Origin of the sequence: Caulobacter sp., from assembly GCF_965279145.1 — a bacterium.
Lineage (GTDB): Bacteria > Pseudomonadota > Alphaproteobacteria > Caulobacterales > Caulobacteraceae > Caulobacter.
The window spans coordinates 3,305,974-3,324,561 of the sequence record NZ_OZ257139.1 but is presented as its reverse complement, the minus strand read 5'-3'; the positions used below and the strand labels follow the sequence as shown (position 1 = coordinate 3,324,561).

Below are 18,588 nucleotides of genomic sequence, written 5' to 3'. Positions count from 1 at the left end.
CTAAGCCGCCTCGTCGAGCGCCACATGGCGGGCCAGGGCGCCAATCGAACGGAGCGACTTGTCCGACGCCAAATAGCCCAAGCCCCGGTGCAGGTGCAGGCGCAGCTGTTCGTGCAGGGTGTGTTCGTCGATGCTGTAGCCGTCACGGCGGCATCGCGCCTTGAGCAGGGCCAGATAAAGTTCGTGCTGAGGCCCGCCGAAGACACGCCAGGCGATCTCCAGGGCAGTGTCCCCCTTGAGCGTCGGCGAGGGCTTGGTGCGTTCGGCCAACGACGCGCACAGGGCCCAGCGACACAGCACGTTCATCGTCTCGATGCCGGTGTGGCGCTTGAGCCGGGAAAGCTGCTCGCGCCCGACCTCGTCGATGCGGATGGTTTCGACGGCCATCAGGCGACCTCCTCGACACGCACGAAATCATAGCCTTCGCTCACCCGGCTCGACCGCAGAGCCGGGTCGAACTCCACCGTCATGCTGTGGCTGATGAAGGGTTCCAGCCGCGCATAGTGGCGCGCGTCGATCTCCTCGTCGGTCGACAGCAGGATGACCTGGTGTCCGGCGTGGGGGAAATAACCGTCGACGAGCCTCTGCCGGTGACCAGAATCCAACCGTCCCAACGGGGTGTCGATGACGGTGGGCGCGGTCTGGCCGGAGGCCTGGGCCAGAGCCCACAGCAGGGCGATGGCGAAGAGCTGGCGTTCTCCGGCCGAAAGCTGCTCGAAAGGCAGGGCGTCCCAGCCGCCGCCGCTCAGGCCGATGGCGAAGGTCACGGGATCGATGGTGACCGCGGTGACCAGGTCCTCCTTGCGGAGCAGCCGGGTCAGAGCCTCCAGCACCAAGGCCTCGATGCGATGGACATGGTGACCGATGACCTCGGCCTTGAAGCGCGCCAGGGTCTCGCGCACCCGAGCCGAATGCTCGAGCATGCGCTGGGCGTCTTCGGCCTGCAGGGTCGAGTTCACCTGGCGCTCCATGGTGTCCTTATAGGCCGCGCGGGCGGCCACCAGGGCGCGGTCGGCGGCCTCGGCGGTCCGTTGCGCTAGCTCGAACTGGGCCTCGGCCTGCTGCAGGGCGTCGGTCTCGGCCTCGACGGCGGCCACCAACGGAGCGATCGTCTCGGGCGCCGGGATGGCCGCGGCGCGACGCTCGACATCGTCCTTGCGCGCGGTCAGGCCATCGAGGTCGGTGATCAGGGCCTGATAGACATCGCGCGCTGCGGGCAAGCCCTGGTCGATCACCGTCTCCAGCTGGGCGCGCGCCGGACGCGGCATGTCCAGATAGCGAGGGGTCGTGGCCTCTGCGGCGACCTTCTTGCGGTCATCGTCCAGATAGGCGCCGATCTCATGCAACATGACCCCGTTGGCGCCGGACGACTTCAGCTTTTGAATAACCTGGCGATCGCGCTTGGTCAGGTGGTCCAGAACCGCCTTGGCGGTATCGGCCTGACTTTCACGCTCGGCCTGTTGGGCCACCTCGCCCAACAAGTCCTCGACCAGCAGCAACGGCGCCAACTCGCCGGCCCAACCGCGCAGGCTGCGATTGACCGCGCCCAAGGCGCCAGCCAACTCGACCTCCTGCGCCAAGATCTCTTGGCGGGCCTGGAACAGATCACCACCCTGGTTCTTCAACGACGTGCGCGCGCGATCAAGCAGTAGGATGCGCCGGTCGCGATCGCGCTTCGCGCCGCTCAGGGCGGTCAGTTCGATGCCAAGCCTGGCGTCGGCGGCGTCGGCGGCGGCGGCGGCGGCCTTCAGAGCCTGTTGTTCACTGATGCTGGCGTTCGAGGCGGCCTTGCGACGTTCGAACACGTCCAGATCGGTCTGCAGGCGCTCGACGATATCCAGACCCAGCAGCGCGCTGACCGCCGTGCCGACGATCTCGCCCGACCGACCCAGATCGGCGAACTGCTCGATCTTCTCCCCGTCGAAGAAGAATAGCGGCGCGATGCGCGGCGGCAGCATCTCCTCGACATATTCAGCCCATTGACCGGTCAGCACACGATCATGAACATTGTCGACGAAGACCTCGAAGCTCTCGCGCACCCCGGCGTTCTGAACCGACCAGGTGCGGCGAATGCGAAAGGCCTGCTCGCGTCCATCCAGCACGCGACGAAACTTGACCTCGATGGCCGCGCCGTCCTTGGGCGAGGCCGCGCGATTGATCGTCCGGCGCAGATATTCTTCATAAGCCACCCCGCCGCGGAAACCCTGACTGAGGCGACCGAAAAAGGCCAGCTGCAGGCCTTCCAGGAAAGTGGTCTTGCCCCCGCCATTGCGCGCGCCGATCAAGATGATCGGCTTATCCGGGCCTTGCGGCGTCAGACGGAAGACCTGCTCGCCGCGATAGACCCCGAAATCGTGCAGGGTCAGCTCATCGAGGATCACGAGGCTTTCCCTTCTTGGCCCGAGCCATCTTCGGCCGCTCCCTGCACGCCGAGCGCCTTGTTCGTGGCCTTGGCCGCGTCGTTGAAGTCCACCCCCGCGTCCTTGATGTCGTCCAGCAGCTTGCCCAGGGTGCGCCGCCGCAGGGCGCGTTGGGTGGCGTCCTCGACGTCCTCGTAGAACCCTCGACGGAAGGCGTCCTCCAGGCGGTCAAACAGCTTGGCGCGGCGCGTGGTCGTCCGGTAGCTGCGCTCGACCTCGAGCAGTTCGCGAACCAGTTCGAAATGGACCTGGTCGTCGCCGGCGACCTTCTTGAGCAGGCCCATCTCGGCCTTGCCGAACGGCTGGGCGTCATTGAGCGCGGGGCCGTGGAACGGCCGGCCGGTGACCTCCTGGTGGATGGTCGGGAGGCTGTCTTCCAACTCGAACTTGTCCACCACCCACAACCGGCGGATCTCGGCCAGTTCATCCTGGGTGATCAGCTCGATTCCGCGCACGCTGGCCGGGGCCTTGGGGTGGTTGCGCACCACTTCTTGCGCGGCCAGCAACTGGCGCAGCCAGTCCTCACGCACCGCCTGCAGATAGGGCCCGGGGATGTGCGCCGCCTTCTCGCGGATCAGCTGAACACCACCGCTCATGCGCCGGAAGTCGCGCTTGTCGTGGTCGGGCTGATCCAACGCGTCGCGCAAGGCCAAAAGCGGGGCCATCCACTCCTTGTCCTCGTCGTTGCGGATCATCGCCGACATCGACTTGTCTTTCTCCACCAGGGTGCAGACCCAGCACCCGAAGCGACTGTCGCCGCAGCTGGGGGTGGAAGTGTCCAGCACGATCGGGCATTCGGCGTCGGCCGACGCGCCCTGGTAGAGGTTGAGCAGGTCGTGGTTGTCGTGCCCCCAGGGGTTTTCGACCTGCAGCAGATACATCCAGACGTCGTCGTTCGACCAGTCGCCGATCGGACTGTAGATGAAGGCGTTGGGCAGCGAACCGTGGGCGCTGAGGTGTTGCCGCCGGCTCCCCTCGCCATTGGCGTTCATTCGCGCCGCACGACCCGAGCTCTCGGCCTTGCGCACGCCCAGGACCACGATCGCCTCGCCGTTCTGCTTGACGACGTTGGAGATGAAGGCGTCAGCGGGGCGGATCTTCATCCGCTCGGTGCACCAGCGAAACTTCGGGCGCGGAGCCGGGTAGCCTCGGCCGATCAGATTGACCCAGAAGGTGTTCTGAACGTCGGGCACCAGCTTGTGCGGATAGATCGGCAGGCCGGCGGCGCTCGCGGCTTCGCCCATCACCTTGTGGGACTGGTCGACCCAGGCGGCGACCACGGGGTTCTCCACAAGAGTGTCGGTGGAGATCACGTAGACGGCCTTGCGCGCCTTACCCGAGGGCAATTGCGCCAGGGCCGTCCAGACCAACTGCAACACGGCGGTGGAGTCCTTGCCGCCGCTATAGCCGACCACCCAGGGAATCTCGTCGGACAGGTAGAGCGCCTGGATGGTGGCGACCATGTCGTCGAGGGTGGCGGCCAGGCCGCGGTCGAAGGCGGTGCGGCGCGCGGGGCGATCAGGCGGCGTCATTGAGATTCCGATGCAAACTGTCCTCGACCCGGCGGTCCTCGGCCGAAAGCGCCAGGCCTAGCTGCTGCTTGATGTAGTTCGCGGTCAGGGTGACGTTCTGGGTGGCCTTCGAGAGCTTGCCGCGGACAACGGCGCGGCCGGCCCAGACTGGGTTGCTGCGCGACCAGTCGATCTCAGCCAGGACAGCCAGGCGTTTTCGCCAACCTTCGGGGTCTTCGCGCAGGAGGGTGGCGCCGACCTTACCGAAGGCGTGCAGCACCACGCCGTGCGAGTGGATCAGGTCCTGGCGGACCTCGCTGGAGGCGATACGCCCTCGCCGCACCTGCTCCCATTCGGGAAGTTGGCTGGCCACGGTTTCCCAGAAGGTGCGCGCGACCGTCAGCGCCGCGTCCATGTCCTCGGGCTCGCACTCGCTCAGCAGGGCGTTGGTAGCGTGATAGATGGCGCTGAAGGTGAACAACCGACGCGAACGCAGGGACAGATTGCTGCGCTCTGTCTCGACCAGATCTCGGAAGGGCAGCGCCTCGGCCACCAGCCTGCGGGTCAGTTCAGCCGCGTCGTCGCGATGATCGTAGAGAATCGAGATCGAGGTGGAGGGGCGGATGGCATAGCGGTTCAGGTCGGCGAACATCTGCTGCGAGCGGGCCAGGCCGATATCGCTGAAGAACACCACGGCGATCGTCTCGTGACCCATCTCCGGCCGCTGACGCAGCGCCATCTCGATGGCGGCGCGCCGATGCTGGCCATCGTTGATGATGAAGGTGCCCTCCATCGGGATCCGCAGCGTGCCCAGCTTCTGCTCCTCGCCCCCCGCAGGCTCGAAGACCAAGTCGGCGTCGACCGAGGCGGTGAGCGCCGAGAACACGTAGCTATCTGGATGATCAGTCATGTAGCGGGCCATTTCCGGCACCCGCGCCTTGTTCAGCGTTCGCTGGGCGCGAAGCTCGGCGGTCAGCTCCTCCTCATCGAAAAGGAAGATCCGGGGGATGAGCCGCAGGGGGCACATCGAAACATAATATTCCCGGCCGGCCTGGATGCCGCGAATGGCCGGGAACACATAATGGAAGGTGTCGGCCATCGAATTCATCCGTCACGATTTTAACGCGGCGGTTCCTGCAAAACCACAAACTGTTTGTCAAATAAGATCGCAAACAGATAACGTACTTTTGCCACCTCCGGTCGGATTCGTCCATGCCTGTCTACCTCGACAATAACGCCACAACGCCCCTGGAGCCCAGCGCCAGAGCGGCGATGCTGCACTATTTCGACGTCGAGTACGGCAACGCCGGCAGCCGCACCCACGCCTTCGGCAGCGAAGCCAAAAAGGCCGTCGAGCGGGCCCGCGACCAGGTCGCCGCCGTGGTCGAGGCCGATCCCGCCGAGGTCATCTTCACCTCCGGCGCCACCGAGGCCAACAACCTAGCTCTGCTTGGCCTCGAGCCCTTCGCCCGCGCCCAGGCGCGTGGCCACATCATTACTACCGCGATCGAGCACAAGGCGGTGCTCGAACCGCTTGAGGCCCTGGCCGCACGGGGCCTTGAGGTCACCGTACTGCCGGTCAACGCCAGCGGACGGGTGTCGGTCGACGACCTGGCCGCCGCCCTACGTCCCGACACCCTGGCCGTCTCAGTCATGCAGGCCAACAATGAGACCGGCGTCCTGCAGCCGATCGCCGAAATCGCCGACCGGCTGGCCGGCCATCCGGCCTATCTTCACGTCGACGCCGCCCAAGGGTTCGGCAAGGCCCTGGCCGAGTTGCGCCTCAAACGCGTGGACATGATTTCGGTCAGCGCACACAAACTCTACGGCCCCAAGGGCGTCGGTGCCCTGATCGCCCGTCGCCGGGGCTACGACCGCCCTCCTCTAGCGCCCTTGATGTTCGGCGGCGGCCAGGAACGCAGCCTGCGGCCCGGGACCTTGCCCGTGCCGCTGATCGCCGGCTTCGGAGCGGCCGCCCAGGCGGCCCTTGAACAGCAGGTCAGCCGCCTAGCGACCAATCGGGCGATCCGCAGCCGCGCGCTCGCGGCCTTCGCGTCGCTAGACCCAACCCTCATCGGCGATCAGACCCATACCCTACCCCATGTGCTAGCCCTGGCTTTCGCCGGCGTTGATTCAGAGGGTCTCATGCTGGCCCTGCGCGAGAGCGCCGCCCTCTCCAACGGGTCGGCCTGCACCTCGGCCAGCTACAAGCCAAGCCATGTTCTGGTGGCCATGGACCTGCCCAAGCCCGTCGTTCGCGGCGCGGTCAGGCTGTCGTGGAGCCATCTGTCTGGAGAACCCGACTGGGGGGCCATGGTCGACACCATCGGCGGCCTTAGTCTTTCACGGACCTTCGCATAGATGGCAGTGACGCGGCAGCCGGCAATCGTCGTGGCGGCCCTTACTTGCGCTCGGTAGCGAAAAGTATCGCCGCTGACGACCGACGAACAGCATAGCCTTCGGCGGTGCTGTCAGTCTAACGCTAACAAGTCTCCGTTTCGCCCGGCATTCGGGCCATTTGCGGAGACCAGACTTGAAACCGCTCTCGTTTAAGCGCCACCGCTTCCCGGCGGACGTCATCAAGCAAGCGGTCTGGCTCTACTTTCGTTTCAGCTTGAGCCTTCGCGACGTCGAGGAGTTGCTCGCCGAGCGCGGGATAGAGGTCAGCTACGAAACCATCCGCTGCTGGGCCAACAAGTTCGGACCGGCGATCGCCAGGCGACTGAAGCGGCTTCGCCCCTCCCCTTCTCCACGCTGGCACCTGGACGAGATGGTGTGCAGGGTGGGCGGAAAGCGCATGTACCTATGGCGCGCCGTCGACGATGAAGGCGAGGTGCTCGACTTGCTGGTCCAGCGTCGTCGAGACACCCAGGCGGCCAAGAAACTGCTCATGAGGCTGCTATGCCGTCAGCCCGTCGAGCCCGAACGGATCACCACCGATGGGCTTAGATCCTATCCGGCCGCCTTGGCGGAACTGGGTTTGGAGCACCTTCATCGGGCGGGTCGCCTCAGGGAAAACAACAGAGCGGAGAATTCTCATCTGCCCATCCGCCAGCGAGAGCGGCGAATGCAGGGCTTCAAAAGCCAGTCGTCCGCCCAGCGTTTCCTCACTACCCACGCCGCCGTGTACAACACCTTCTACACCCAACGACACCTGATCAGCCGCCCTACCCTTCGGCGCTTCCGCGCCGAGGCGCACGGCGCATGGGCGAAGGCCACGGCCTAAATCGGCCAAGTATTGGCCTTTCTCGACTTGCGGCGGTTAACCTGACAGCGCCGACCCAGAGCTATCCGGGTCTGCACGAGCCTATCGTGGAGCGTGAGCTCTTCGATCGGGCGCAACGGCTGTTGCGGCACAACACCCCGCCCAAGATCGCCCGGCTGAAGACTACCGCCGAGATGCAGCTTACCGGCCGGGTGTTCGATGATCGCGGCAATCCCATGTCGCCGGTGATCAGCAAGCGACGCGGCCACGGCTATCGCTACTATGTTTCCGCGGCCCTTTTGACGGGTCGCAAGCACCAAGTCGGGTCGCTCGCCAGGTTCCCGGCGCCGGCGCTGGAGGAACTGGTCGCGGACCGCCTGAGCCGCCTTGAAGAGCTTCACGATCGCGAGGGGGATTTGGCAGACCGGATCCGGCGCATCGAGGTGTCGCGCGATACGGTCCGCGTCGATCTGGCCTGGGATCCCGCTCCCGCACTTCTGCCAAGGTTCGGCCGCCTGCTGCCGGCCGAGGATCGGGCGGAATGCGACGTCGACGGTTTGCGGCTGACCATCGCCGCGCTGCTGCAGCCGCGCGGTGGCGTCAAACTGGCGCTGGGCCCAGAGGGGCTCCCCGCCGTCCAGCGCGTCAAGCAGGACCCGACCTTGGTCCAGGCCCTAGTCAGGGCCGAGGCCTGGAAGCACGTCCTCTTCACGCAGGGGTCCGACAGCTTGGAGCGGCTGCACACGGCCGAAGGCGTCGACCGCAGCTACGCCCGTCGCTTGACGCGCTTGGCCTTCCTTTCACCCGCCCTCAAGCGCGCCGTCCTTGAGGGCGTGGCCCTGCCAGACCTGACCCTGCAGAACTTGATGGTCGGCTATCTCCCGCTGGCCTGGGCCGAACAGGAGGCCACCTATCGCCTGCCCAGAGCCAGAGCCCTCTAGGCCAGGCGTGGAAAGCTCCGGCGCTCGGTCCCAGACGGTCTGCTGTCGTCGCGCACAAGCCCAAGCGCGGTGCGTCCCCAGCCGCTCCAATCAAGGAACTGCGAGATGCTGTCGACTTGGTCGTCATGCCGCGCGTTGGGAAATCCGGTCATCTCCTTTCGGAGCGGCTCCAACCAGGGAGCATCCTTCGGAAACATGGCGCGCCCTGCCGCCAGCTTGGCGGCCTGGGCCGCAAACCGGGTCGTCTTGTCTTCCCGAGGTTGGTAGCCATAGACCCTCCAGGTGAGCGGCTCGCGCGACTTTGGTCGAACGACGGCCTCGTATCTGAGCTCCTGAAGCAAGGGCCGCCCCGAGCCGGCGTCTTCGATGAGGATCAGTTCGGGCCGCCATCGCCCGCGACTGGCGCGCACCCGCTCAACGAGATCCGGGAACGTGGCGCGGAAGCGCTCCACGTCCAACAGGAGCCAGGCGACGCCATCGAAGCCCCAGGTGGTGCAGACCGAATAGTCCGCCGTCAGCTCTGGACCCATGGCCGTATCCCAGCTCTGGACAACTTGCTGAAAATCGTTGCGGGCCGGCGCCGTGTCGTAACGGTGAATATCCTCCCAGCGGACAAGGTTGCTCTCGGCTGGCGTTGGATCCTGCAGATACTGAGCCGAAAAAGCGGTCGGACCAAGCTCGATGCGCAGTTGATCGAGCACAGCACGAGACTGGTGTTGTGGAAACAGAAGCTCACCGGGTTCAACGCTTTTGATTTTCCCCTGACCGAGCGGAATTTGGGCCTGCGCCTGGGCGATGGCGGGCAGATTCAAGTGCCCAAACAGGCCGGTTTCAATGCAGTGGCCAGGCACGTCCGCCTCGTGTAGGCGCTGGGCGATGACGATAATCCGGCCATTCTCTTGGTCGTTCAGGCGAGAGATCAAGCTACCCTGATAGTAGTCGATCGCGTTCTCACGCATGGTGGGAGCGCTGGCGTCCGCCGCCTTCATCAGGTCATCGACGATGATGTAGTCGGCGCCAAAGCCCGTCGTGGCCCCTCCCACGGAAACAGCCTTACGACCACCGCCGGCGCGTGTGATCAGTTCGCCATCGGCGTTGCGGACTGGCAGCCCGAAGGCGGGAAAAGCCGAGCGATACCATGGCGCCTCGACGACCGATCTGAAATCTCGCGACAGCTTTGCGGCCAGTTCGCTGCCGTAGCTGGCGACCAGAAACCGCTGCGTCGGATCGCGCCCCAACACCCACGCCGGAAACGCTACCGAGACGGTGATGGATTTGAGGTGGCGAGGTGGAATGGTGATCAACTGACGGCGGACGCTTCCCCGGTGAACCTCGCTCAGGCAATGGCACATCGCATCCAAGTGCCAGTTGTCTTTGAGGTCTTCGGCCGGGTTCAGATGCAGAAAAACCCGCTTCAGGAAGAAGGGGAAGCTCGCTTTCAGCAGCGCGTTTAGGCTCTCGCGGCTCATCATCGATCCCCTCCAGAAAGCTTCTGGAGATGGCGTTGAAGCAGCAAATGCTCCTCGCGCGTTAGGCCCGGTCCAGACGATTGAACTTCATCGGCGACAGGCCTCTCGCCATCGATTTTGGCCACGGTGGCGACGGCGCGATAGTCGCCCGCCATCGCCTTCTCTATGATCCGGGTGGCAATCGCGTCGCGGCGCGCCATCGTCACGCGACGCCCATTTATCGTCGCCGATACCGGGGCATCGAGCGCCTTCAACACTGCGGTCGTCAAGGTGATGGCGCCCTTGGGGCGCCCCTTTGGATTGCCGGACCGGCCGGCTTGAAAGCGGTGGGACTTGGGAGGCTTGCCGTAGCCGACATCATAGTCGGGCTCGTTCTGCGGAGCAGAGCGCGTACGCACCCTGGCCGGTGGAAGTTTGGTTGACGAAGAATTCGTATTACTGGACATAGAAAAATCTCCAAAGTTTAGCTTCTATCGGCTCTCCTCAGTCCTTGCTGCGAGGCTGGAAATAGGGGTGAGTGCTTGAGGTTCAAGGCGCAGCTTGGCCAATTACACTCATGATCGCTGATCGTGGCTCGTGCCTCCCTGATCCAGGCAACTAATTTCCCTGTTCCGACGTGTAGGGAATAATGGCGCTGGAGCAGGCAAAGCGTTGTCGCGACGACGAAATCTGCTCTGGCGCTGCCCTCGCCTTCCCTGTTTCTCGGCGAAATTCGCTGTTTATCGCCGTTGAACAGGCAATTGGGGCGCCGAGCCGGCCAAAGAGGACGGCGGTCCAGGCGTGTAGAGACTGGGCGCGATATTGGCGCGAAAGCGGTCGCGTTCTCGTCTGTTCTGCGAGCGCGATAGTCCGGATTTTCAGGGAATAGTGCCGCAAAGTCCGACGCCTACACGGCACCGGACGCAACAGAGACCTGTTGCTTGGACTGGGTGGCGGAGACGGAGGGATTCGAACCCTCGATACCCTTTTGAGGTATGCCGCTTTAGCAAAGCGGTGCCTTCAGCCTCTCGGCCACGTCTCCTCCTGAGAGGGAGCGGCTGGATAGCCTGTTCGTGGCGACATGACAATGACGCGTTAGCGTAATTCGGTGCGTTAACGTGAAGCTCATACGGCGACGCTAGATAGAACCCTGGTTTGCTGGTTCAGAGCTCCATGTCACCCACGCGTTCCCGCGACTCTAAGGCCGATTTGACTGCCGCACAGGACTCGACGGCGGCGATCGACGCGTCGGGAGCCATGCTCGCTCAGAGCCGCTCCTCGGGCGCGCCACGCGCGCACCCGCAGCGAGGACCGTTCCGGCCAGGCCAACTGATCCCCGCGAGAGCTCGCCTTGAAACCCGCGCTCTGGCGCAAGCCTTCAGACTGTTCGATGCGCTCGTCATGGCGACGCTCTGCGTGATCGCGGCAAGCCTGACGCCTCGAACGACTAGCCAGCTGAGCGCCGTTGTCCCGTTTGCCCTGTCTGCCGCCGTGCTGTTGCTCGCGCTGTATTGCCTGAACGCCTATGCGTTCACCCATCGCGAAACCCTCGCTAGACACCTCCTGCGGGTTACCGCGGCGATCGGCGCCTCGGCGCTTATCGGCACAACGCTGCCCCTCGTCATGGATTCTTCCTGGCGGTTGGAAGGCGAGACGCTCTGGGTCCTGCTGGCGGCGCCGTCTGTTCTCCTTGGCCTTCACGCCGCATGGTGGACAATCATTGCTCGCGGCCGCAGCCAAGGACGCCTCACACCCAATGTCGTCGTCGTCGGAGCCACGGCGAACGCCCAGCATCTTGTGGAAGCGGCGATGCGGACCGGCGAGATCAACATTCTCGGCATTTTCGACGATCGGCTGGAGCGCGCGCCGAACGAGGTCCTGGGCGTACCGGTCCTGGGCGACACCTCGGCTTTGATCGATCACAGGATCATGCCCTATGTGGATCGCGTGGTGATCGCCGTGACCTCGACCGCGGAGACGCGTGTCCAGGCGCTCGTCAGCAAGCTTGAAGTCTTGCCAAACCCGCTCAGCCTGTTCATCGACGTCGGACGTGATGCCGACCGCGACGCGGCGGTCTCCCGGATCGCGGATGCGGCCATCGCCGAACTGAGCGGAGCCAAGATCGACGCTCGCAAGGCCTTCGTGAAGCGCCTGCAGGACCTGGTGGTCACGTTGGCAGGCTTGGTCGTCGCCGCGCCCGTGATGGCTATTGTCGCCGTTACGGTGCGCCTGGACAGCCCCGGCCCGATTTTCTTCCGTCAGCGCCGGCATGGCTTCAACAACGAGGAGATCCTCGTCTGGAAATTTCGCTCGATGCGGCATGACATGACCGACACCGCTTTGAGGCTCCAAGTCAGCGCGGATGACGACCGAGTGACGCGCGTCGGCAAGTTTATCCGGAAGACCAGTCTCGACGAGCTGCCGCAGTTGTTCAATGTGCTGCGCGGCGAGATGTCGATCGTCGGGCCCCGTCCCCACGCGATCGGGATGAAAACCGGTGACGTGGAATCCGCCAAGCTTGTGGCCCAGTACGCCCATCGCCACCGCATGAAGCCAGGCGTCACGGGCTGGGCGGCCATCAAGGGCTCGCGAGGACCTGTCGATACTCCAGAGCTGGTGAGAGAACGCGTCGCCCTCGATGTCGACTATATCGAACGTCAGTCGTTCTGGCTGGACCTCTACATCATCGTCATGACCATCCCCTGCCTGCTTGGGGATCGGTCGACGGTGCGTTGAGCCCGGAAATGTTCTGGCGCGGCGTTCTGGGTTACCTGCCGGTCAACATCGCCCAGGGCGTGATCGGCCTGCTGACCATCGTCCTGTTCACGCGCGTGCTATCGCCAGAAGCCTATGGCGCCTACGCCCTGGCCTTTTCCGTGCTGAGCTTGACGCAGACCGTCCTGCTGACTTGGACAGAAGCCGCAATGGCCCGCTTCCATGCAAAGCGCGTCGAGGACGGTCGACTGCCCGATCACTTCGCCACGATCTATCGGCTCTGGGGCTTCGCCGCGCTCGGAACGCCGGTCATTGCCGCGGCGGTGCTCTGTCTTATTCCCCTGTCCAATCCGATGAAGCTGGCGTTGGGCGCGGCTTTCGCGGCGGTGCTGGTCAAGAGCCTGGCCAAGCTGTCGCAGGAGCGCCGACGCGCGGCCGGCGAGGTTTCCGGCGCCGCGCTGATGGATATCGTCCAGACTGTCGGCGCTTTCGCCCTGGGCCTGATCCTGGCGCTGATCGGGCTAGGCGGCGCGGCGCCACTCCTGGGCGCCGGCGCGATATCGCTGATCTGCCTGCTGTTCGTTCTGCCCGGCGACCTGGCGCGCATGAAAGGCGGCCACTTTGATCGCGCCATGGCCCATGACTATGCCGCCTACGGCCTGCCGGTATCGCTGTCGCTGATCCTGGCGCTGGTTCTGTCGACCACCGACCGGTTCCTGCTGGCGGCCTATCTGGGCGAAGCGACGGTGGGCGTCTATCACGCCGGCTACTCGCTCGGCAGTCGCATCCTGGATGTGGTGTTCATCTGGCTGGGCATGGCCGGCGGACCAGCCCTGGTCGCGGCGCTGGAGCGCGGCGGGCCGACGGCGTTGAAGGATGCGGCCCACGAGCAAGCCTCGTTGATGGCGTTGCTGACCCTACCCGCCGCAACGGGTCTTGCCCTGGTCGCAAAGCCGCTGGCCCAACTGATGGTGGGCGAAGCGCTACATGCCGGGGCCGCGCACGTGACGCCGTGGATCGCCGCCAGCGGCTGGCTATCGGGCGTAACAACCTACTATCTCTTGCAGGCCTTCACCCTGGGCCGCCGTACGCCGCTGCTGATCGCGAGCATGGCCGCTCCGGCGCTCGTCAATGTGGCGTTGAACCTGCTTCTCATCCCGCGCTTTGGCCTGGACGGCGCCTTGTGGGCGACCACCGCCAGCTATGGCGTCGGCGCGTTGACGGCGTGTCTGCTGGGTCGATCGGCCCAGCCCCTGCCAATACCTTGGAACACTCTGGCCAAGGCCGGAGGCGGCTGCCTGCTGATGGCCGCCGCCGTTCTGGCCCTGCCCTCGCCTGGCGGACTTCTTGAGTTGATCCTCAAGGCCGGCGTCGGCGCCGCGATCTATGGCGGCGTGGTGCTGGGACTCGATGTAGACGGCCTTCGCGGCAAGATTCTCAGTATCGCCCGTCGAAAGGCGCGCCCGGCATGACCTCCCCCGTCGTCGAGACCGTGATCAACAACGCAGCCTGGGCATCGGCGGAACCGCGCCTGTCGGTTCTGATTCCGACCTATCGGGATGACCCCTCCGCATTGCTCAAGGCCCTGGATGATCCGACGGCCCGCGCCGAGATCATTGTCCTCGACGATGGCGGCGGAGATGCGGCCCTGGCCGAACGCATCACACGCCGGATCGAACGCCTGCGCGTTCCTGCCCGCTTCATCAAACTCTCGCACAATGAGGGGCGGGCCAGGGGTCGCAATCGACTGGCCAGCCACGCCCGCGCCCGGCACTTCCTGTTTCTGGACAGCGACATGCTGCCGGACCCGCCTAGCTTCCTGTCGCGATGGGCGGCCCTGGCCGAGGGCGAGGACAGTCCGGTCGCGTTCGGCGGCTTCACGCTGGACCAGACCCCCTTGCGGCCGGAGCACGCCGTTCATCGGTCCATGGCGCTGAAAGGCGACTGCACGCCTGCGCCAGAGCGCGCTCGTGAACCCGAGAAACACGTCTTCACTTCAAATCTTCTGGTCCGTCGTGATGTCTTCGACGCCGTCGATTTCGACGAGGGCTTTACCGGTTGGGGCTGGGAAGATGTGGAGTGGGCCATGCGGGTGGGCCAGCTGTATCCCATCCTGCATATCGACAATTCCGCCAGCCATCTGGGGCTCGACACCGCCGCGGCCATCGCGGCCAAATACGAGCAATCGGCCGTCAATTTCGCACGGGTCGTTTCCAGCCATCGTGAGATCGTCAGCGCCTATCCCAGCTACAAGGTCGCCCGGATACTCAAGCGCCTGCCTTGGCGCGAGGTCTGGCGGCCCATGCTGAAGACCTTCGCGCTCAACGAAGCCGCGCCCACGCCCCTTCGCGCCTTCGCCCTGCGGCTGTATCGCGCCGCCCTCTATGCCGAGGCTGTCTGATGCAAGCGTCCCACGAAAAGGTTGACGCCTATGAGCCTGACCGGTCCCTGAAGGGAAAGGTGCGCCGGCAATTGATCCGCCTCGCGCACCGCCGTCCTGCGCGCGTGCGGCTTGAGCGGCCGATGGTGTCGTTCAGCTTCGATGACGTCCCCGCCACCGCCTGCGAGGCCGGCGCGAAAATCCTGGAAGCGCGCGGGCTGCGCGGCACCTACTACGTCGCCGCGGGACTAACGGGGCGCGACGGTCCTATGGGTCGTTTCGCCACGGGTGCTGACGCCGCTCGCCTGCATGCGGCGGGTCATGAGATCGGCTGCCATACCTTCTCGCACCTGGACTGCGGCCAGGCATCTCGCGAGGCGACCCTGGCCGATATCGACCAGAACGCCGAGGCCTTGGCCACCTGGGGCGCGGGTAAGCCGGTCAACTTCGCCTACCCCTTCGGTGATGTCGGTTCGGCCGCCAAGACCCTGCTGGCCTGTCGCTTCAAGACCGTTCGCGCGCTGCACCACGGCCTGATCGCCAATGGCGCGGACCTCAACCAGGCGCCCGCCGTCGGCATCGAGGGAGAGGATGGCGAAGAGGTCGCTCTGAAGTGGCTGGATCGCGCCCATGCCCGCAAGGCTTGGCTGATCCTGTACACCCACGATGTTTCAGAGACGCCGTCACAATGGGGCTGTTCGATCGGAACGCTGGAACGGCTGGTGGACGGCGCGATCAACGCCGGCTTTGACGTGGTCACCGTCGCCGAGGGCGCTCGCCGTATCGGCCTTTAGACCTCGGTCGACGTCTTGTTCCCGAACAGCTTCAAATCCGGCATCTTGACGTCGGATCGGGGCCCGTCGTTGCGGCCTCCGAAGAGACCGATCCAGAAATGGTAGTAGTCGCGCGCCATGTCACGCGGCACGAACAGGCCGTGATTGTAGGGTGTATCGACACCGATCGCGATCGAAGCGTCGGCGTCGCCGTACCATGTCCCAAACAACCGGTCCCAGATCGGCGCAATGGCGAAGTGGCCGGTCGGATGGCTCATGTCGAGCTTGTGGTGCAGACGATGGTGATTGGGCGACTGGATCAGATAGCGGCCGACCCAGCCCCAGTTCGCGTCGATCTTCGAATGGATCAGAAAGCCAATCCCGACGACCAGAACGTTGACGTAGATCATCACGTCGGCCGGAGCGCCCAGAATGGCGATCGGCAAGTTCACGAGGAAAAGGCCCGTAAACGCTGCGGGATGCTGGCGACCGGCGGTGATCACACCAAAGTCCGTCGCCGAGTGGTGGTAGCGATGCAACGGCCAGAAATAGCGCGTGTGGTCGAAGCGATGGGTCCAATAGTCAAAGAAGGTGTAGACGAAGAAATAGACCACCACCTGCAGCGGCAAGGGAAGCGGCGCAGGCCCCAGGGCAACGCCCGTTGTCGCCTTCAACCAGTCATGGATCCAGGCGCCAGAGATCATTGAAGCGCCAAGCATCAAGAAGCGGCCGGCGATGTCAGTGATGTGGGCCTGGCCCAGAACGAAGCAGGCAAGGTCGGTGTTCAGCGAGGCGGTCCGCGCCGTCAGAAGCTGTCGCGCCGAGCAGTTTGGCCAGCCGACGGCTGCGGCCTCGATCCAAAGCGCCGAGGGCAGCAGCATGAAGATCAGGAAGATGTTGTTGAGATGCTCGTGGGTGGAGTCTGTGTCGAGCGTCCTCCCCAGCACGGTGAACGCCAAGTGGGTCGGCGTCACCTTCAGCGCCGTCCACCAAGCCGCGCCGACGACCGCCAGATAGATCAGGAAGCTCAGGATCACCGCCACGCGAACCAGAAAACCGCGCGACCGGCCCGCGCTTTGCGGCGCGGCGAATGCCCCAACCCGCGCATCCGTATCGCCTTGCAGAGTCGCGGGTTTCACCGATGTTGCTCCGCTTCCGCGACGCCACCCAGCGTCAGCCTTGGCTTACTGATAGAGCGCGGCGGTTAAAAGTTGGTGCGGCTAGGCCTGGTCCTGCTGGCGATCGGAGAAGGCGAGCTTGGCGGCGAAGGCCACGAACAGCGCCCAACGGAAGTCATTGTAAACAACAGCTATGCTCTCGGTGAGCGTGACGAGGCTGTAGACCACCAGGAAGGGGAAGGCGAGCAAGGCCCCACGGTCGCGAAAAACCGAGATCAGAGCCAGCGTCATGGTCTGCAGGTAGAAGAGACCCCAGCCGATCAAACCAAAAAAGCCCATGCCGAGCCACTGCTCGAGCCACGAGTTGTGGGCATGGTGAGCCTGAAACCCTGCGTCCTTGGTGATCCAGGCAAAGGCGCTGTAGGCGTCCTTGTTGTCCCAGACAGCGGCGTAGCCGTAACCCAACCAGGGACGGTCCTCGATCTGGGTCATGACGGCCGACCAGATCTTGCTTCGGCCGGTCAGGGTGGCGTCCTTCCCCAGCAGCGCGAAGAAGACATCGGCCGCCAGGAGCAGGAACGTGGTCAGAAGCATGACCCCCGTCACCCCGGCCCAGGTGACCGCCGAGGCTGCGGCGGGGCCGGACTGCGCGATCAGGACGAAGACGATCGCGCCGCCCCCCAGCATCAGCGAGACCAGCGAGGTTTTGGATGTCGACATCAGCACCAACACCAGGGCGAGGAACGCGAAGCCCCACCACAGTTTGGCCCGCGGGGGATTCAGCAGGGCCGCCGCCGCCAACAGACAGAAGCCCAGAGCCATCAGAGAGCCCAGAGCATTCTTTTCCTGCCACAGGCCTCTCCAGGCGCCAGGGAACAGCTCGACCATCACACCGATACGCGGCACCGCCAGACAGACAATGAAACTGGCGACGATGAGAATGGCGAAGGTCGTGGCCACCACCTCGGCCAGTTGCGCCCACTTGTAGCGCGAGGCGAGAGCCAGTCCGCAGATGGTCGTGCAGATCACCGCGAAGCCGCGTCGCGCCGTGACATCCGGAGCGATAGACCAGAAGTAGGACGCCGCCACGACGGTCATCACCAAGATCAGGAAGGGTTGGCGAATGGCGACGCGGAACAGGTTACGCGGATTGAGCGCGATCAGCAGGAAGCCGGCGGCATAGGCCGGCAGATAGGCCACGCGCATGATGCCGCTGGCCGAAGGATCGGCCTTTTCGCCAAACAGCGGCATTTCCCACCCGCCGCTGTAGAGCAGCAGCATGAACACCGCCGCGCAGAAGATCATGATCTGCGGCAGGAGGGGCCCAGCCCTCCCTTGCGGGGTCACGGCAGGATGGCCCGGAGGAAGGCCGGCGCCTGCACCGAGGCCTGATTAAAAAAGAGACCCGCGCATCGGCCGCCGGCCGCGGCCAGGGCGTCCCGCAGTTGGGCGGGCGGACGGACGTCGGGCTGCTGAGCCGAAACCACCAGGATTGACTGGTCCATATGGTGGGCCACGGTGAGCGCGGATTGAGAGCGATCCGTCGACGGACTATCAACGATCACGATCTCGGCGTGACGCCTCAGGGCCGACCAGTATTCAGCACCGGGGATAACGTGGACCTTCTGGCGACCACGCAGGGCGTCGCGATTGAAGCGTGTGACCCACAGTCTGGCGCCGCCGACGCTGTGGGCGGACAGGTACCTGGCGTCAGGCCAGACTCCGCCGTCAGGCTTTGGCGCGGGTGGCTGCACCGTAAAGAAGGCGGAGTCATCGGGCGAGGCCGCGACGGCGGGACCCAGCCGGCCGAAGCGCTCGGGATCGGCGGCCATGGCCTGGTACTGAGCGGAGGTCGCCAGATCCATATCGACCAGCCACGTTTTGCGACCCGCGCGATTGGACGTGAAACGGGCCAGTTCGCGGGCGACGGTCGAGACCCCCTCGCCTCGCCGGGCGGCGACCACCTGGATGACATGCGGGCGCCCAGGCGCTGGCGCGCCCAGTGAGCTCCACAACTCCGCCATCTCGGCGTTCAAATCCACCATCCGTCGAATCGCCGCGCGTTCAAGAGTTACAG

The 18,588-nt window shown here is 64.8% G+C and carries 16 protein-coding genes and 1 tRNA gene; 7 read left to right on the top strand and 10 right to left on the bottom strand.

From position 1 onward, the window contains the following. Genes dndE through dndB form a run of 4 tightly spaced genes read right to left on the bottom strand, consistent with a single transcriptional unit; the run spans position 1 to position 5,030 of the window. Positions 1-387, bottom strand: coding sequence for a DNA sulfur modification protein DndE (gene dndE, locus ACQY9P_RS15595; RefSeq protein ID WP_421738372.1), 387 nt, complete (start codon positions 385-387; stop codon positions 1-3). Then, positions 387-2,381, bottom strand: coding sequence for a DNA sulfur modification protein DndD (dndD, locus tag ACQY9P_RS15590; protein WP_421738373.1), 1,995 nt, complete (start codon positions 2,379-2,381; stop codon positions 387-389). Before dndD ends, dndE begins: the two co-directional genes overlap by 1 nt. Continuing rightward, positions 2,378-3,952, bottom strand: a complete 1,575-nt coding sequence (gene dndC / locus ACQY9P_RS15585; RefSeq protein WP_421738374.1) for a DNA phosphorothioation system sulfurtransferase DndC — start codon at positions 3,950-3,952, stop codon at positions 2,378-2,380. Before dndC ends, dndD begins: the two co-directional genes overlap by 4 nt. Next, the gene (gene dndB / locus ACQY9P_RS15580; RefSeq protein WP_421738375.1) at positions 3,939-5,030 is read right to left on the bottom strand and encodes a DNA sulfur modification protein DndB; all 1,092 of its coding nucleotides are present in this window, start codon (positions 5,028-5,030) and stop codon (positions 3,939-3,941) included. The genes dndC and dndB overlap by 14 nt, the downstream gene beginning before the upstream one ends. 113 nt (positions 5,031-5,143) lie before the next feature. On the opposite strand from dndB, the gene dndA reads away from it, so the two are divergent. From dndA to ACQY9P_RS15565, 3 genes are all read left to right on the top strand, one after another. Continuing rightward, complete coding sequence (dndA, locus tag ACQY9P_RS15575) at positions 5,144-6,292, top strand: cysteine desulfurase DndA (RefSeq protein WP_421738376.1); 1,149 nt, start codon at positions 5,144-5,146, stop codon at positions 6,290-6,292. 172 nt (positions 6,293-6,464) lie between these two features. Next, a complete protein-coding gene (locus ACQY9P_RS15570; protein ID WP_421738377.1) occupies positions 6,465-7,157 on the top strand; it encodes an IS6 family transposase in 693 nt (230 codons plus the stop codon). 86 nt (positions 7,158-7,243) lie between these two features. Next, positions 7,244-8,077 (top strand): hypothetical protein, encoded by an 834-nt coding sequence (locus ACQY9P_RS15565; RefSeq protein ID WP_421738378.1) that lies wholly within the window; start codon positions 7,244-7,246, stop codon positions 8,075-8,077. Here the strand turns inward: ACQY9P_RS15565 and terL are convergent. From terL to ACQY9P_RS15550, 3 genes are all read right to left on the bottom strand, one after another. Then, on the bottom strand, positions 8,074-9,546 hold the full coding sequence (terL, locus tag ACQY9P_RS15560; RefSeq protein WP_421738379.1) for a phage terminase large subunit: 1,473 nt from the start codon (positions 9,544-9,546) through the stop codon (positions 8,074-8,076). The two genes, ACQY9P_RS15565 and terL, sit on opposite strands and share 4 nt — an antisense overlap. Then, on the bottom strand, positions 9,546-9,992 hold the full coding sequence (locus ACQY9P_RS15555) for a DUF5681 domain-containing protein (RefSeq protein ID WP_421738380.1): 447 nt from the start codon (positions 9,990-9,992) through the stop codon (positions 9,546-9,548). Before ACQY9P_RS15555 ends, terL begins: the two co-directional genes overlap by 1 nt. Positions 9,993-10,476: 484 nt before the next feature. After that, positions 10,477-10,567 (bottom strand) — tRNA-Ser (locus tag ACQY9P_RS15550). 215 nt (positions 10,568-10,782) lie between these two features. Between ACQY9P_RS15550 and ACQY9P_RS15545 the strand changes: the two genes are divergently transcribed. From ACQY9P_RS15545 to ACQY9P_RS15530, 4 genes are read left to right on the top strand one after another with little or no spacing between them, the layout of a single operon-like run. Further along, positions 10,783-12,261 carry an exopolysaccharide biosynthesis polyprenyl glycosylphosphotransferase gene (locus tag ACQY9P_RS15545; protein WP_421740088.1) on the top strand — a complete coding sequence of 493 codons (1,479 nt, stop codon included), beginning with the start codon at positions 10,783-10,785 and terminating at the stop codon, positions 12,259-12,261. Positions 12,262-12,269: 8 nt separating this feature from the next. Continuing rightward, positions 12,270-13,712, top strand: a complete 1,443-nt coding sequence (locus tag ACQY9P_RS15540; RefSeq protein ID WP_421738381.1) for a lipopolysaccharide biosynthesis protein — start codon at positions 12,270-12,272, stop codon at positions 13,710-13,712. Continuing rightward, positions 13,709-14,641: a glycosyltransferase family 2 protein gene (locus ACQY9P_RS15535; protein WP_421738382.1), complete on the top strand. Its 933-nt coding sequence runs from the start codon at positions 13,709-13,711 to the stop codon at positions 14,639-14,641. The genes ACQY9P_RS15540 and ACQY9P_RS15535 overlap by 4 nt, the downstream gene beginning before the upstream one ends. After that, complete coding sequence (locus ACQY9P_RS15530) at positions 14,641-15,414, top strand: polysaccharide deacetylase family protein (protein WP_421738383.1); 774 nt, start codon at positions 14,641-14,643, stop codon at positions 15,412-15,414. Before ACQY9P_RS15535 ends, ACQY9P_RS15530 begins: the two co-directional genes overlap by 1 nt. Here the strand turns inward: ACQY9P_RS15530 and ACQY9P_RS15525 are convergent. From ACQY9P_RS15525 to ACQY9P_RS15515, 3 genes are all read right to left on the bottom strand, one after another. Continuing rightward, the gene (locus ACQY9P_RS15525) at positions 15,411-16,532 is read right to left on the bottom strand and encodes a sterol desaturase family protein (RefSeq protein ID WP_421738384.1); all 1,122 of its coding nucleotides are present in this window, start codon (positions 16,530-16,532) and stop codon (positions 15,411-15,413) included. The genes ACQY9P_RS15530 and ACQY9P_RS15525 overlap by 4 nt on opposite strands. A gap of 81 nt (positions 16,533-16,613) precedes the next feature. After that, positions 16,614-17,858, bottom strand: coding sequence for an O-antigen ligase family protein (locus ACQY9P_RS15520; protein ID WP_428150421.1), 1,245 nt, complete (start codon positions 17,856-17,858; stop codon positions 16,614-16,616). After that, on the bottom strand, positions 17,855-18,556 hold the full coding sequence (locus tag ACQY9P_RS15515) for a sugar kinase (protein ID WP_421738386.1): 702 nt from the start codon (positions 18,554-18,556) through the stop codon (positions 17,855-17,857). Before ACQY9P_RS15515 ends, ACQY9P_RS15520 begins: the two co-directional genes overlap by 4 nt. Positions 18,557-18,588 lie beyond the last annotated feature (32 nt).